Annotated in this window: 12 protein-coding genes; all 12 read left to right on the top strand. The window is 37.0% G+C overall.

What is annotated here, in order from left to right:
- The first annotated feature begins 43 nt into the window (after positions 1 to 43).
- The 12 genes from pgk (at position 44) to yceD (ending at position 16,366) form a co-directional block, all read left to right on the top strand.
- On the top strand, positions 44 to 1,207 hold the full coding sequence (gene pgk / locus A9G12_RS10690) for a phosphoglycerate kinase (protein ID WP_065565840.1): 1,164 nt from the start codon (positions 44 to 46) through the stop codon (positions 1,205 to 1,207).
- An 80-nt stretch (positions 1,208 to 1,287) separates the two neighbouring features.
- On the top strand, positions 1,288 to 2,367 hold the full coding sequence (gene fbaA, locus A9G12_RS10685; RefSeq protein ID WP_065565839.1) for a class II fructose-bisphosphate aldolase: 1,080 nt from the start codon (positions 1,288 to 1,290) through the stop codon (positions 2,365 to 2,367).
- 171 nt (positions 2,368 to 2,538) lie between these two features.
- The gene (rplK, locus tag A9G12_RS10680) at positions 2,539 to 2,967 is read left to right on the top strand and encodes a 50S ribosomal protein L11 (protein ID WP_065565838.1); all 429 of its coding nucleotides are present in this window, start codon (positions 2,539 to 2,541) and stop codon (positions 2,965 to 2,967) included.
- Positions 2,968 to 2,970: 3 nt separating this feature from the next.
- Positions 2,971 to 3,672: a 50S ribosomal protein L1 gene (gene rplA, locus A9G12_RS10675; protein WP_065565837.1), complete on the top strand. Its 702-nt coding sequence runs from the start codon at positions 2,971 to 2,973 to the stop codon at positions 3,670 to 3,672.
- 230 nt (positions 3,673 to 3,902) lie between these two features.
- Positions 3,903 to 4,400: a 50S ribosomal protein L10 gene (gene rplJ / locus A9G12_RS10670; protein ID WP_065565836.1), complete on the top strand. Its 498-nt coding sequence runs from the start codon at positions 3,903 to 3,905 to the stop codon at positions 4,398 to 4,400.
- Positions 4,401 to 4,459: 59 nt separating this feature from the next.
- Positions 4,460 to 4,828, top strand: coding sequence for a 50S ribosomal protein L7/L12 (gene rplL / locus A9G12_RS10665; protein ID WP_065557352.1), 369 nt, complete (start codon positions 4,460 to 4,462; stop codon positions 4,826 to 4,828).
- A 233-nt stretch (positions 4,829 to 5,061) separates the two neighbouring features.
- A complete protein-coding gene (gene rpoB / locus A9G12_RS10660; protein ID WP_065565835.1) occupies positions 5,062 to 9,090 on the top strand; it encodes a DNA-directed RNA polymerase subunit beta in 4,029 nt (1,342 codons plus the stop codon).
- Between the two features lie 91 nt (positions 9,091 to 9,181).
- Positions 9,182 to 13,399 (top strand): DNA-directed RNA polymerase subunit beta', encoded by a 4,218-nt coding sequence (gene rpoC, locus A9G12_RS10655; protein ID WP_065565834.1) that lies wholly within the window; start codon positions 9,182 to 9,184, stop codon positions 13,397 to 13,399.
- 85 nt (positions 13,400 to 13,484) lie between these two features.
- Positions 13,485 to 13,796 carry an antibiotic biosynthesis monooxygenase family protein gene (locus tag A9G12_RS10650; protein WP_065565833.1) on the top strand — a complete coding sequence of 104 codons (312 nt, stop codon included), beginning with the start codon at positions 13,485 to 13,487 and terminating at the stop codon, positions 13,794 to 13,796.
- 194 nt (positions 13,797 to 13,990) lie between these two features.
- On the top strand, positions 13,991 to 14,590 hold the full coding sequence (locus A9G12_RS10645) for a LemA family protein (RefSeq protein WP_065565832.1): 600 nt from the start codon (positions 13,991 to 13,993) through the stop codon (positions 14,588 to 14,590).
- A gap of 5 nt (positions 14,591 to 14,595) precedes the next feature.
- Positions 14,596 to 15,504 carry a TPM domain-containing protein gene (locus tag A9G12_RS10640; RefSeq protein WP_065565831.1) on the top strand — a complete coding sequence of 303 codons (909 nt, stop codon included), beginning with the start codon at positions 14,596 to 14,598 and terminating at the stop codon, positions 15,502 to 15,504.
- Between the two features lie 349 nt (positions 15,505 to 15,853).
- Positions 15,854 to 16,366 (top strand): 23S rRNA accumulation protein YceD, encoded by a 513-nt coding sequence (gene yceD, locus A9G12_RS10635; protein WP_065565830.1) that lies wholly within the window; start codon positions 15,854 to 15,856, stop codon positions 16,364 to 16,366.
- Position 16,367 lies beyond the last annotated feature (1 nt).

Genomic DNA, 16,367 nt, shown 5'->3' with positions numbered 1-16,367 from the left:
ACAAAAAAATTTATTTTGTTTTTATTTCACAAGAGGAAGTCTCATGTCTATTGTTAGAATGCAAGATCTTGATCTAAAAGGTAAGCGTTTATTTATTCGTTCAGATCTTAATGTACCTGTTAAGAATGGAAAAGTAACTTCTGATGCCCGTATTAAAGCATCATTACCTACTATTGAGGAAGCAATCAAAAAAGGCGCTAAAGTGATGGTTACTTCTCATATAGGCCGCCCGACAGAAGGAGAATATAACCCTGAATTCTCATTACAACCTGTTGTTGATTATTTAAAAGCTCATGTTTCTTTTCCGGTACGTCTAGTAAAAGATTATCTTAATGGCGTTGATGTTAAAGAAGGAGAATTAGTTGTTCTTGAAAATGTCCGTTTTAATGTAGGTGAAGGTAAAGATGATGAAGCTTTATCTAAAAAATATGCTGCCCTTTGCGACATCTATGTAATGGATGCTTTTGGTACTGCTCACCGAGCTCAAGCCTCAACACATGGCGTTGGTAAATTTGCACCGGTTGCTTGTGCTGGGCCATTACTAGCTGCTGAACTTGATGCATTGGGTAAAGCTCTGGATAATCCAGCCCGTCCAATGGTGGCTATTGTTGCAGGATCTAAAGTTTCTACTAAATTAACTGTTCTAGATTCACTATCAAAAATTGCAGATCAAATTATTGTTGGCGGTGGTATTGCTAATACCTTTATTGCAGCCGAAGGCTATAATGTAGGGAAATCGCTTTATGAAGCAGATTTAATTCCTGAAGCAAAAAAACTAATGGCCAACTGTGAAATTCCGGTACCGACTGACGTCCGTGTTGCAACTGAGTTTAGTGAGACAGCTACGGCGACTGAAAAATCTGTCGAAGATGTTAAAGAAAATGAACAAATCTTAGATTTAGGGGATAAATCAGCACAAGTTTTAGCTGATATTATTAAAAATGCTAAAACCATTTTATGGAATGGTCCAGTAGGTGTTTTTGAATTTCCTAATTTCCGTCGTGGTACTGAAATCGTTGCTAAAGCAATTGCAGATAGTAAGGGCTTTTCAATCGCTGGCGGTGGTGATACATTAGCCGCAATTGATTTATTTGGTATTGAAGATAAGATTTCTTATATTTCAACAGGTGGCGGTGCTTTCCTTGAATTTGTGGAAGGTAAAAAATTACCAGCTGTTGCAATGTTAGAAGATAGAGCAAAAGCGTAAATATAAATTTTAATAAAAAAGGATGAGTTATTTGATCATCCTTTACTTTCATTTATATAAATAAAATTATAGGAAATAGAATGGCTACAAAGATTTCTGATGTTGTTAAACCCGGTGTAGTTACTGGTGATGATGTGCAAAAAGTATTTCAAGTTGCACGTGAAAATAATTTTGCATTACCTGCAGTCAACTGTGTTGACACCAATACCATCAATGCTGTTTTAGAAACAGCAGCTAAAGTAGGATCACCTGTTATTGTGCAATTTTCAAATGGTGGGGCGCAATTCTTAGCTGGTAAAGGTTTAAAACTAGAAGGGCAAGAGTGTGCTGTTTTAGGTGCGATTTCTGGCGCTAAACATGTACATCTTATGGCTGAAAAATATGGTGTGCCAGTTATTGTTCATACTGACCACTGCGCCAAAAAATTACTCCCATGGGTTGACGGTTTGCTTGATGCCGGGGAAACTCATTTTGCTAAAACAGGTAAACCATTATTTTCTTCCCACATGATCGATTTATCAGAAGAAACTTTAAAAGATAATATTGATATTTGTTGTCAATATCTTGCTCGCATGTCTGCCATGAAAATGACTTTAGAATTAGAATTAGGCTGTACTGGTGGTGAAGAAGATGGCGTGGATAACAGTCATATGGATAGTTCAGCACTATATACTCAACCTGAAGATGTGGCTTATGCCTATGAACGTTTAAGTGCCATTAGCCCACGTTTCACAATTGCGGCATCATTTGGTAATGTTCATGGCGTTTATAAACCAGGTAATGTTAAATTAACACCAAAGATTTTAGATAATTCTCAAAAATATGTATCTGAAAAATTTAATTTACCAGCTAAATCATTGAATTTCGTTTTCCATGGCGGTTCAGGCTCAACAGCTGAAGAAATCAGTGAAGCAGTTAGTTATGGTGTTATCAAAATGAATATTGATACAGATACTCAGTGGGCTAATTGGGCTGGTATTTTAGGATATTACAAAGCGAATGAAGCATACTTACAAGGTCAATTAGGTAATCCTGAAGGTCCAGATGCGCCAAATAAAAAGTATTATGATCCTCGAGTTTGGTTACGTAAAGGTCAAGATTCTTTGGTTGCTCGTTTAGAGCTTGCGTTCAAAGAACTTAACGCGATTGATGTACTTTAATCCTCATATGCAGGGCAATCGCCCTGCTATTAATTTTTAGTCATAAATAAGTCTTGCAATTTTTCTTTAGTTATAGGATAATTCTGCCCTCATTTAACTTAGGGGAGCTGTCTATTTATTAATAGTCATTATTAATAGAGGCGTTTGCACCCAAGATAAGGAAACTAAAAAATGGCAAAAAAAGTACAAGCTTACATCAAGTTGCAAGTAGCAGCTGGTGCAGCAAACCCAAGTCCACCGGTTGGTCCAGCACTTGGTCAACATGGTGTTAACATTATGGAGTTCTGTAAAGCATTTAATGCAAAAACAGAAAGTGTTGAAAAAGGATTACCGATTCCGGTTGTTATTACAGTTTATTCAGACCGTTCGTTTACATTCGTAACTAAGACTCCACCTGCCGCAGTATTATTAAAAAAAGCTGCTAAGATTAAGTCTGGTTCTGGTGAGCCTAACAAGAAAAAAGTAGGTAAAGTTACTAGTGCACAAGTGCGCGAAATTGCTGAATTAAAAGCTGCAGATATGAATGGTGCAACCATTGAAACAATGATGCGTTCTATTGAAGGTACGGCGCGTTCAATGGGTTTGGAAGTGGAGGGTTAATTAATGGCTAAATTATCTAAGAAAGCTAAACTTATCCGCGAAAAAGTGAATGCAACTAAACAATATGAAATTAATGAAGCAATCGCTTTATTAAAAGAATTCGCAACAGCTAAGTTTACTGAAAGTGTTGATGTGGCAGTTAATTTAGGTATCGATTCTCGAAAATCAGATCAAAATGTTCGTGGCGCGATTGTTCTTCCTCACGGAACAGGACGTAGTGTTCGCGTTGCTGTATTCACTCAAGGTGCAAATGCTGAAGCAGCTAAAGAAGCGGGTGCGGAATTAGTGGGTATGGAAGATCTTGCAGATCAAATCAAAAAAGGCGAAATGAATTTTGACGTGGTTATTGCATCACCAGACGCTATGCGTGTTGTTGGTCAATTAGGTCAAATCTTAGGTCCTCGTGGTTTGATGCCAAATCCTAAAGTTGGTACAGTAACTCCAAATGTAGCGGAAGCTGTTAAAAATGCTAAAGCTGGTCAAATTCGTTACCGCAACGATAAGAATGGTATTATTCATACTACTATCGGTAAAGCTGACTTTGATACAGATAAGCTTAAAGAAAATTTAGAAGCATTACTTGTTGCTTTAAAACGCGCAAAACCAGCGTCTTCTAAAGGTGTATTTGTTAAGAAAATTAGCCTATCAACTACAATGGGCGCTGGTGTTGCGATCGATCAAGCAACATTGAATGCAGCTGTTTAATTATATATTAATAATTAAGCAAAAAATCGGTTGGTGTCTGGCCTTAACCAGACCCCGTCCAAGACCGTAGGTGTAGTTGTAGTTTAATTACTTAATTTTCCTACGTAGACGGTGACAGAACCTGATAAGATATAATACAGGAATTCTGCTCATCGTGGTTATGCTAACTACATTTGTAGCTAGTTAAAATAAGTCTAGGCTTTGCCTAGTTTAATCCAGGAGCAATACCAATGGCACTAAATCTTCAAAATAAACAAGAAATTGTTGCTGAAGTTAATGAAATCGCCAAAGGTGCGCTATCTGCAGTTGTTGCTGATTCTCGTGGCGTGACTGTAGACAAAATGACAGCATTACGTAAATCTGCTCGTGAAGCTGGTGTTTATATGCGTGTTGTTCGTAATACGCTATTACGCCGAGTTGTTGAGGGTACTCAATATGAGTGCTTAAAAGATGCGTTTGTTGGTCCAACTCTAATTGCATTTTCAAATGAGCACCCTGGTGCTGCAGCGCGAATTTTTAAAGCGTTTGCAAAAGAAAATGATAATTTTGAGATTAAAGCCGCAGCCTTTGAAGGTGAGTTAATTTCTGCCGCGAACATTGATCGCTTAGCAACATTACCTACTTATGAAGAAGCATTAGCTCGCTTGATGTCAACCATGAAAGAAGCCGCCGCTGGCAAATTGGTTCGTACTCTTGCAGCGGTTCGCGATCAAAAACAAGCTGCTTAATTGGCAGAATGATTGTGAATTTTATTAATTAAAAAAATGTAAATTTGGGAAACTATATTATGTCTATCACTAAAGAGCAAATTTTAGATGCAGTTGCTGAAATGTCTGTAATGGATGTTGTTGAACTTGTATCAATGATGGAAGAAAAATTCGGTGTTTCTGCAGCAGCAGCAGTTGCAGTTGCAGCAGCAGGTCCTGCTGAAGCAGCAGAAGAAAAATCTGAATTTGATGTAATCTTAAAAGATGTTGGCGGTAACAAAGTTGCTGTTATCAAAGCAGTACGTGGTGCAACAGGCCTAGGCTTAAAAGAAGCTAAAGATCTTGTTGAATCAGCTCCAGCAACAGTTAAAGAAGGCGTTAGCAAAGCTGATGCAGAAGAACTTAAAAAGGCACTTGAAGAAGCTGGTGCAGCTGTCGAACTTAAGTAAGATTATCGATAACACCATCAATGGCTGGGGGTTTTTGTACCTCCAGCCTTTTTGCGCTGTAAAAAGTCTAAGAATTATATTTGAAGACTATTAATAAAGAAATAGTATATTTATTAAGCCTAATCAATTGATATTTATAGATATTTTCGATGAGGTGTCAGGTGTTATTGTTAGCAGTACCCTGATGAATATTTAATCATGCTAAAATAGCAGATAAGCAAGTTGAGGAACTAATGGTTTACTCTTATACCGAGAAAAAACGAATTCGTAAGAATTTTGGTAAGCGTCCACAAGTCTTGGATATACCGTATCTTCTTTCTATTCAACTTGATTCGTTCCAGAAATTTATTGAGCAAGATCCTGAAGGTCAATATGGCTTAGAAGCCGCTTTCCGTTCAATATTTCCGATAAAAAGTTATAGTGGTAATGCTGAGTTACAATACGTGAGCTTTAAAATGGGCGAACCTGTGTTTGATGTAAAAGAATGTCAAATTAGAGGTATCACATACTCAGCGCCGTTGCGTGTTAAATTACGGTTAGTAATTTATGATAAGGATGCGCCAGAAGGAACAGTAAAAGATATTAAAGAACAAGACGTCTATATGGGCGAAATTCCTTTAATGACGGACAATGGAACATTTGTGATTAACGGCACAGAACGTGTTATCGTATCACAATTACATCGTAGTCCAGGTGTGTTCTTTGATAGTGATAAAGGTAAAACACACTCTTCTGGTAAAGTATTATATAATGCTCGGATTATTCCTTATCGTGGTTCTTGGCTTGATTTTGAATTTGATCCAAAAGATAACCTTTTCGCTCGTATTGACCGACGTCGAAAATTACCAGCAACAATTATTTTGCGTGCACTAGGTTATGATACAGAAGAAATTTTAGATATTTTCTTTGAAAAGACTCTTTTTGAAGTAGGTAAATCCAAGTTAAAAATGGAGCTTGTCCCTGAGCGCTTACGTGGTGAAACCGCATTATTTGATATTGAAGCAAAAGGTAAAGTCTACGCCGAAAAAGGTCGTCGAATTACAGCTCGTCACATTCGTGAATTAGAAAAAGATAAAATTACCAAAATCGATGTGCCAGTTGAATACATTGTCAATAAAGTACTAGCTAAAAATTATGCTAATGCAGACACAGGCGAAGTTATAGCATTAGCTAACACACCTATTTCTTTAGAGTTATTGGTAGAATTAACCAATGCTGGTCATAAAAAAATTGAAACATTATTTACCAATGATCTTGATCATGGTTCTTTTATCTCTGAAACATTAAATGTTGATTCAACTCGAGACCGATTAGGAGCTTTAGTTGAAATTTATCGAATGATGCGCCCAGGTGAACCACCAACAAAAGAAGCGGCAGAAGCGTTATTTGATAATTTATTCTTCTCTGATGAACGTTATGATTTATCAGCAGTAGGGCGAATGAAGTTCAATCGTTCTTTAGGTCGTGATGATATTGAAGGTGATAGCGTCTTGACCAAGGGTGATATCGTCGATGTAATGAAGAAGTTAATTGCTATCCGCAATGGTCATGGTGAAGTAGATGATATCGACCATTTAGGTAACCGCCGTATCCGTAGCGTTGGTGAAATGGCTGAAAATCAATTCCGTATCGGTTTAGTTCGTGTAGAGCGAGCAGTAAAAGAGCGTTTATCTTTAGGCGATCTTGATGCATTGATGCCACAAGATATGATTAATGCTAAGCCGATTTCAGCGGCAATTCGTGAGTTCTTCGGTTCAAGCCAATTATCGCAGTTCATGGATCAAAACAATCCATTATCTGAAATTACGCATAAACGCCGTATTTCGGCATTAGGTCCTGGTGGATTAACACGTGAACGCGCGGGCTTTGAAGTGCGTGACGTGCATCCAACGCATTATGGCCGAGTGTGTCCGATTGAAACACCCGAAGGTCCAAACATTGGTTTGATTAACTCGTTAGCGGTTTATGCACGTACAAATGAGTATGGATTTTTAGAAACACCATATCGTCGAGTTATAGATGGTGTAGTAACCGATGAAATTAACTATTTATCTGCCATTGATGAAAGTGAATTTGTTATTGCACAGGCTAACTCAAACTTAGACGATAATGGTCGTTTCAAAGAAGAATTAGTGACATGTCGTTTAAATGGTGAGTCAGGTTTATATAGCCCAGAACAAGTTCATTATATGGACGTATCAACACAACAAATCGTATCGGTTGGTGCTTCTTTGATTCCATTCTTAGAGCATGATGATGCTAACCGAGCCCTAATGGGTGCTAACATGCAACGTCAAGCAGTTCCAACCTTGAAAGCAGAAAAACCGTTTGTTGGTACTGGTATGGAACGTGCAGTAGCGGTTGATTCAGGTGTTACTGCAGTTGCTCGCAGAGGCGGTACTGTTCAATATGTGGATGCTTCACGTATTGTGGTGAATGTAAATGCTGATGAAATATATGCTGGTGAAACAGGTATTGATATTTACAACTTAACTAAGTATACCCGCTCTAACCAAAATACTTGCATTAACCAAATTCCATGTGTTGAATTAGGTGAAAAAGTTGAACGTGGCGATGTGCTTGCTGATGGTCCTTCAACCGACTTAGGTGAATTAGCATTAGGTCAAAATATGCGCGTGGCATTTATGCCATGGAATGGTTATAACTTCGAGGATTCTATTTTAGTTTCTGAAAAAGTAGTTCAAGATGACCGTTTTACCTCGATTCATATTCAAGAATTATCATGTATTTCTCGTGATACTAAGTTAGGAGCGGAAGAAATTACTGCTGATATTCCTAATGTAGGCGAAGCAGCACTTTCCAAACTTGATGAATCAGGAATTGTTTATATTGGTGCTGAAGTTAAAGGTGGTGACATTCTGGTTGGTAAAGTGACACCAAAAGGTGAAACTCAATTAACACCAGAAGAAAAATTACTACGCGCTATTTTTGGTGAAAAAGCATCTGATGTTAAAGATACTTCATTGCGTGTACCAAATGGTGTTTCTGGTACAGTTATTGATGTACAAGTCTTCACTCGTGATGGTGTGCAAAAAGATAAACGTGCACTAGAAATTGAAGATATGCAACTTAAACAAGCAAGAAAAGATTTAACTGAAGAGTTAAAAATCTTAGAGGCTGCATTATTTGCTCGCATCCGTGATGTATTAGTATCTGGTGGAATTAAAGCCGATAAATTAGATGCTTTACCACATGAAAAATGGCTAACTATTGGTATCGCAAAAGAAGATAAACAAGCTCAGTTAGAACAACTTGCTGAACAATATGAAGAAATTAAAGCGGACTTTAACAAAAAACTTGAAGCAAAACGCATAAAAATTACACAAGGCGATGATTTACAACCAGGTGTACTTAAAATTGTCAAAGTTTATTTAGCAGTGAAACGTCAAATTCAACCGGGTGATAAAATGGCCGGTCGTCATGGTAACAAAGGGGTTATTTCTAAGATCAATCCAATTGAAGATATGCCATACGATGATAAAGGCCGTCCTGTTGATATCGTGTTGAATCCATTAGGGGTTCCGTCGCGTATGAATATTGGGCAGGTCCTAGAAACACACTTGGGTATGGCGGCTAAAGGTATTGGTCAAAAGATCGATGCAATGTTAAAAGAACAGCAAGAACTAGCTAAATTACGTGAATTTATTCAAAAAGCATATGATCTTGGATTGGGTGCTGCACAAAAAGTTAATGTGGCTGAATTTACTGACCAAGAAGTAATGACTTTAGCGCAGAATCTACGTAATGGTATGCCACTTGCAACACCAGTATTTGATGGTGCTAAAGAGCAAGAAATAAAATCATTATTAGAACTTGGTGATTTACCAACTTCTGGTCAAATTACATTGTATGATGGCCGTACTGGTGAACAATTTGAACGTCCAGTAACGGTTGGTTACATGTACATGTTGAAATTAAATCACTTAGTTGATGATAAAATGCATGCCCGTTCTACCGGGTCATATAGTCTGGTTACTCAACAACCATTGGGTGGTAAAGCCCAATTTGGTGGTCAACGTTTCGGTGAGATGGAAGTGTGGGCACTAGAAGCATATGGTGCTGCTTATACCTTACAAGAAATGTTAACGGTTAAATCAGATGACGTAAATGGCCGTACTAAGATGTATAAAAATATTGTAGATGGCGATCATCGTATGGAACCAGCGATTCCGGAATCATTTAATGTACTATTAAAAGAAATTCGTTCGCTTGGTATTAATATAGAATTAGATGAAGAGTAATCTTTACTAACTCAAAATGATTTCTATTTATAGGGATAACTTATTAGCAATAATAAGTTATCTAATTGGTTTAACTCCATAGGAGCCAATTGTGAAAGATTTACTTAAGTTTCTAAAAGCACAAACAAAAACTGAAGATTTTGATGCTATCAAGATAGGCCTTGCCTCTCCTGATATGATTCGGTCATGGTCTTTTGGTGAAGTCAAAAAACCAGAAACAATTAACTATCGTACGTTTAAACCTGAACGTGATGGATTGTTTTGTGCGCGTATTTTTGGACCAGTTAAAGATTATGAATGTTTATGTGGAAAATATAAACGTTTAAAACATCGTGGTGTAATTTGTGAAAAATGTGGTGTTGAAGTTACTCAAGCTAAAGTACGTCGTGAACGTATGGGGCATATTGAACTTGCATCACCTACAGCACATATCTGGTTTTTAAAATCATTGCCGTCTCGAATCGGACTATTACTTGATATGCCACTACGTGATATTGAACGCGTACTTTATTTTGAATCATTTATGGTTCTTGATGGTGGTATGACTAATTTAGAACGTGGTCAGATTTTAACTGAAGAACAGTATTTAGATGCATTAGAAGAGTTTGGTGATGAATTTGATGCACGAATGGGTGCGGAAGCTATTCAAGAATTATTGCGTAATATCGATGTGCAAGCCGAATGTGAAGCTCTACGTGATGAACTAGCTACTACGAATTCAGAAACTAAACGTAAAAAGTTAACTAAGCGTATTAAGATTATTGAAGCATTTATCCAATCAGAAAATAAACCTGAATGGATGATTTTAAATGTATTACCTGTGTTGCCTCCTGATTTACGCCCATTAGTACCACTAGATGGCGGACGTTTTGCAACGTCAGATTTGAATGATCTCTATCGTCGCGTAATAAACCGAAATAACCGTTTAAAACGTTTATTAGATTTAGCTGCACCAGATATTATCGTACGTAACGAAAAACGTATGTTACAAGAATCTGTTGATGCCTTATTAGACAATGGTCGCCGTGGCCGAGCAATCACTGGTTCAAACAAACGACCATTAAAATCACTTGCCGATATGATCAAAGGTAAGCAAGGTCGTTTCCGTCAAAACTTATTAGGTAAACGTGTTGACTATTCGGGCCGTTCAGTAATTACTGTAGGTCCATATTTACGACTGCATCAATGTGGTTTACCGAAAAAAATGGCATTAGAATTATTCAAACCATTTATCTACGGTAAACTAGAACGTCGTGGTTATGCAACAACCATTAAAGCAGCTAAAAAAATGGTTGAGCGTGAAGATGCAATTGTTTGGGATATTTTAGATGAAGTCATTCGTGAACATCCGGTATTACTTAACCGTGCACCAACATTGCATAGATTAGGTATTCAAGCATTTGAACCGATTCTAATTGAAGGTAAGGCAATTCAGTTACACCCATTAGTTTGTGCGGCATTTAATGCTGACTTCGATGGTGACCAAATGGCAGTTCACGTTCCATTAACTCTAGAAGCGCAATTAGAAGCGCGTGCTTTAATGATGTCAACTAACAACATTCTTTCACCTGCGAGTGGTGAACCTATCATTGTTCCTTCACAGGACGTGGTATTAGGTCTTTACTATATGACTCGCGATAAGATTAATGCTAAAGGTGAAGGCATGATCTTAACTGGTCCTAAAGAAGCGGAAAAACTATATCGTTTAGGATTGGTAGAGTTGCATGCAAAAGTTAAAGTACGGATTACTGAAAATCATCGTAATGCTGTTGGCGAATGGGAAGAAACAACATCAGTCATTGATACCACTGTTGGTCGTGCAATTTTATGGTTGATTATGCCGAAAGGTATGAGTTTTTCTGTGATTAACCAACCACTTGGTAAAAAAGCTATTTCACGGATCTTAAACATTTGTTATCGCCAATTAGGTATGAAAGAAACTGTTATTTTAGCTGACCAAGTTATGTACACAGGATTTGCTTATGCAGCACGTTCTGGAGTATCAGTTGGTATTGATGATATGGAAATTCCTGCTAAAAAAATACAGATCATCAATGAAGCTGAAATTGAAGTTGCAGAAATTCAGGAACAATTCCAATCCGGTTTAGTTACCGCAGGTGAACGTTATAACAAAGTTATCGATATTTGGGCAGCTGCCAATGAACGTGTTGCTAAAGCGATGATGGATAACTTATCCACCGAGAAAGTAATTAACCGTGAAGGTAAAGAAGAAGTCCAATCTTCTTTCAACAGCATTTATATGATGGCCGACTCTGGTGCTCGTGGTTCTGCAGCTCAGATTCGTCAGTTAGCAGGTATGCGTGGTTTGATGGCAAAACCAGATGGTTCGATTATTGAAACACCTATCACAGCAAACTTCCGTGAAGGACTGAACGTACTTCAGTACTTTATTTCAACCCATGGTGCGCGTAAAGGTCTTGCTGATACAGCATTAAAAACAGCTAACTCTGGTTATTTAACTCGTCGTTTAGTTGACGTTGCACAAGATTTAGTGGTTATTGAAGATGACTGTGGCACCTTAGAAGGTGTGGTAATGACACCAGTTATTGAAGGCGGTGATGTTAAAGAACCTTTACGTGAACGCGTATTAGGCCGAGTAACTGCTGAAGATGTGTTAAAACCAGGAAGTGCTGATATTTTAATTCCTCGCAATACCTTACTTGATGAAGGTTACTGTGACTTACTTGAAGCTGAATCTATTGACAGTGTAAAAGTTCGCTCTGTAGTGTCGTGTGATACTGATTTTGGTGTTTGTGCGAAATGTTATGGTCGTGACTTAGCTCGTGGTCACTTGGTGAATAAAGGTGAAGCCATCGGTGTTATTGCTGCGCAATCAATTGGTGAACCTGGCACACAGTTAACCATGCGTACGTTCCATATTGGTGGTGCGGCATCTCGGGCTGCTGCGGAATCAAGTATTCAGGTTAAAAATAAAGGTAGTATTAAATTAGCTAATGCTAAATTTGTGATTAACCCAGATAAGAAATTAGTAATTACTTCACGTAATGCGGAATTGACTATTATCGATGATCTTGGTCGAATGAAAGAAACTTATAAAGTCCCTTATGGCTCGATCTTGACTAAAGGTAATGGTATAGCAGTTAATGCTGGTGAAACTATTGCTAACTGGGATCCACATACAATGCCTGTTATCTCTGAAGCCAAAGGTTTTGTCCGCTTTATAGATATGGTTGATGGTCAAACTATTACTCGTCAAACTGACGAATTAACAGGTTTATCATCAATTGCTATATTAGATGTGGCTGAGCGTACGGGTGTCGGTAAAGATTTACGCCCGGCAATCAAAATTGTCGATGCTAAAGGCAAAGATGTTTACGTTCCAGGTTCAGAAATGCTAGCGCAATACTTTTTACCAGGTAAAGCATTAGTACAGTTAGAAGATGGTGCGGAAATTAACGTTGGTGATACTCTTGCTCGTATACCGCAAGCATCTGTTGGTACTAAAGATATTACGGGTGGTTTACCCCGAGTTGCTGACTTGTTTGAAGCGCGAAAGCCGAAAGAACCTGCAATTCTTGCTGAAATTGATGGTATTATCTCATTTGGTAAAGAAACCAAAGGCAAACGTCGCTTAATTATCACTCCATTAGATGGTAGTGAACCATACGAAGAGATGATTCCAAAATGGCGTCAACTTAACGTGTTTGAAGGCGAACAAGTTGGTCGTGGTGACGTGATTTCCGATGGTCCTGAATCAGCACATGACATTTTACGGTTACGTGGTGTGAATGCAGTAACTCGTTATATTGTTAATGAAGTTCAGGAAGTTTATCGTCTACAAGGCGTAAAAATTAACGATAAGCACATCGAAGTTATTGTTCGTCAAATGTTACGTAAAGCAACGGTTATTCATCCGGGTGGTTCTCGTCTACTTGATGGTGAACAACTTGAAGTTTCACGCTTGAAGATTATTAACCGTGAACTTGAAGCGCAAGGTAAAGAGCCAATTGTTTACTTACATGATCTATTAGGTATAACTAAAGCATCATTAACAACTGAATCGTTTATCTCTGCTGCATCATTCCAAGAAACGACTCGGGTATTAACTGAAGCAGCAGTTGCAGGTAAAAACGATGAATTACGTGGATTAAAAGAAAACGTAATTGTTGGTCGCTTAATCCCTGCTGGTACAGGTTATGCTTACCATAAAGAACGTTTACGTAAACGAGCAATGCCATCTAATGATGAACAGCAAACAACTATTTCGGCAGAAGAAGCAACAGCTAATTTAGCTGAATTACTGAATTCTGCTGATGAAAATCAATAGACCTAAGTTAGGTTTTGTTTATAAAATAGCACGTATAGACGTGCTATTTTTTTTTCTATAATGTGTATATCAAAGGGGGATTTGTATGTATATTGTCATGAATCGTTTTAAAATTAAACGTGGTAGTGAAGAAGCTTTTATTGAAATATGGCGTAATCGCGAAACACATTTGAATGAAATGAAGGGTTTTAATCGCTTTTATTTCTTAAAAGGAAAAACAGAAGAACAATATACGCTGTTTTCATCTTTTGCCGAGTGGGAAACAAAAACTGATTTCGAAGCTTGGGTAAATTCTGAACAGTTTCATGCAACACACAAAAACACCAGTAGCCGCCCAAATAATAGAGATATTTACTTTGAACCAGCTGAACTAGAATGTTTTGAAGTTGTCTTGTAGGGGCTATTAATAAAAATAATAAGGAATATAATTTGAAAAATAACTATATTTTTGTTGGCTTTAAATTGGACAAGATATTTTGTTTTAGATCTTTAAATACTACAGCATAGGAAAAATAAATTTTTTCAAATCTTGATATAATTATTTATCTTTCCTTAAACTGCTTAATAATTCATTAACTATTAGGGCTTACAATGAAATTAAAACCGATTTATATCCTTCTCGTGTTAGTTATTGTGGGGGCGTTTGTCTTTTTTAATAACTACAACGGTATTCAAACTCAAGACGAAAAAGTAGCAGCATCATGGGCAGAAGTGCTTAACCAATATAAGCGTCGTGCAGATTTAGTCCCAAACTTAGTTAATACCGTAAAAGGTTATGCTGAACACGAAAAAACAGTATTAACCGAAGTAACTGAAGCACGAGCTAAAGTAGGTTCTATTCAAATTAATGCAGAACAACTTTCAGATCCTACAATATTTGCCAAGTTTCAACAGGCACAATCTGAATTAAGTACTGCGTTAAGTCATCTGATTGCGGTCAGTGAAAATTATCCAAAACTTCAAGCGGATAAGCTCTATCAAGATTTAATGAGCCAACTAGAAGGTACCGAAAATCGTATTGCGGTTGCTCGTGGTCGGTACATTGAAACAGTGCAAGCTTTTAACACCTATGTTCGTAAGTTACCAACTAAATGGGTAGCAGACATGTCAGGACAGCAACCGAAGCAACAATTTACTGTCGATAATGAAAAACAGATATCGGATGCGCCCGCAGTTAATTTTGGACAGTAAAGTTAATGAAAAGGTATTTGGCAATCAGTATTCTGTTAATAATCAGTTGGTGTAGCTATGGCTTAACTGATATTCCTGCTTTGAAGCAACGAGTTGTTGATACTACCAATACCTTAACCTCAACGCAAGTGCTTAACTTAGAGTTAAGTTTAATCGAATTTGAAAAACCAAGAACAGATGGAGCCCAAATTATAGTATTAATGATAGCTAAACTGGAGAATGAAACAATTGAACAATATGCTGAACGAGTGTTTAGAACATGGGAAATAGGTAGAAAAGGTTTGGATAATGGCATTTTATTACTGATTGCCAAGGATGACAGGCGAATGCGTATTGAAGTTGGTTATGGATTGGAAGGTACGATTACTGATTTATTAGCTAGTCGCATTATTCGGGAACAATTAACTCCACAATTTAAGCAAAATAATTATTATCAAGGTATCAATAATGCCATTATTGCATTGAAAAAAGCCTTAGCCAACCCCGAAGAACAAGAACAAAATCGGATTGATGATCTGAAAGCTGCTAAATATGCTGAAGATTATTCTCAATGGGTTGTTATATCTTTTATTATCTGTTTTATCTTTTCTCATTTAGCTTTTAAATCATTAATTAAACGAGCCTTAGTTACTGGAATTTTGAATGGTATTTCTATTAGTGGGTTTGAATTATGGAATGGTTCCCCATTATTAGAACAACCAGAATTTTTCCTAATGAATTTTATTTCAAGTGCAATTATGTGCTTTTTCATTTATGGATTTCTTTTTTTAACCAAAATACGAATTAATCGTAATGATGATAATAATCATCATTCAGGCGGTAGTTTTAACGGTGGTTCTGGTGGTAGTTCCAATAGCTTTAGTGGTGGAGGCGGTGGTCGTAGTGGCGGTGGCGGAGCATCAGGAAGTTGGTGATAATATTAACGATATTTCTTTTTTACAAGAAAAATTCAAATTTTAAGAATTGCTATCTTAACAATTTTATTCATAAAAAATCGGTAATAATATTTAACTAAATATCTTTCTAAAATATTAAAATAAACAGTTACAATTAGGTTTTATATTTAAACGTATAGCATTCCTGAAACATTTTAACAATAGAAGATTTGATGATTAAAATTAATATTAAAGTAATAATCAGCAACTAATACAAATTATATCATGTGCGCCCATTGACGAAGTTCTTATTTAAAGGTAATATGCGCGCCTTACGGCTTTGTGTAATTTTTAACAACACCGAATAAATTAAAGGTAGCATGCATATATTATGCAAAATAAATTACCATTAACTATTGACCCAATTAAAGCAGCACAAAAAAAACTTGATTATGTTGGATATTATCCGGCAAAAAGTGTAGCTAGGGTTGAGAGTATAAAAAGTGATATTGAGTGTAGCTTGTCTTTTGATTATGATGAGCAAAAGCTTTGTGTTGTCACAATTGATGCTAAAGTAACGTTAGAGCTGATTTGCCAACGTTGTTTTAAACCTTTTATCACTGAAGTTCATGTGATGAATAAATTCAGTCCTGTAAAGAGCGATGCTCAGGCAGAGACACTACCGGATTATTACGAACCAGTTCTGATAAACGAATTTGGTGAGATAGATATATTGGCATTACTTGAGGATGAAATTATTCTCTCATTGCCAATAGCACCGGTACATGATAGTAAACACTGCGAAGTGTCAGAGGCAGATATGGTATTTGGAGAAATTCCAGCTGAGAATGAAAAAACAAATCCATTTGCAATTTTAGATAGTTTAAAGAATAAGGGGTAAG

Origin of the sequence: Gilliamella sp. wkB112, from assembly GCF_001690685.1 — a bacterium.
GTDB lineage: Bacteria > Pseudomonadota > Gammaproteobacteria > Enterobacterales > Orbaceae > Gilliamella > Gilliamella apicola_J.
This window is presented reverse-complemented; position numbering and strand designations above follow the sequence as displayed.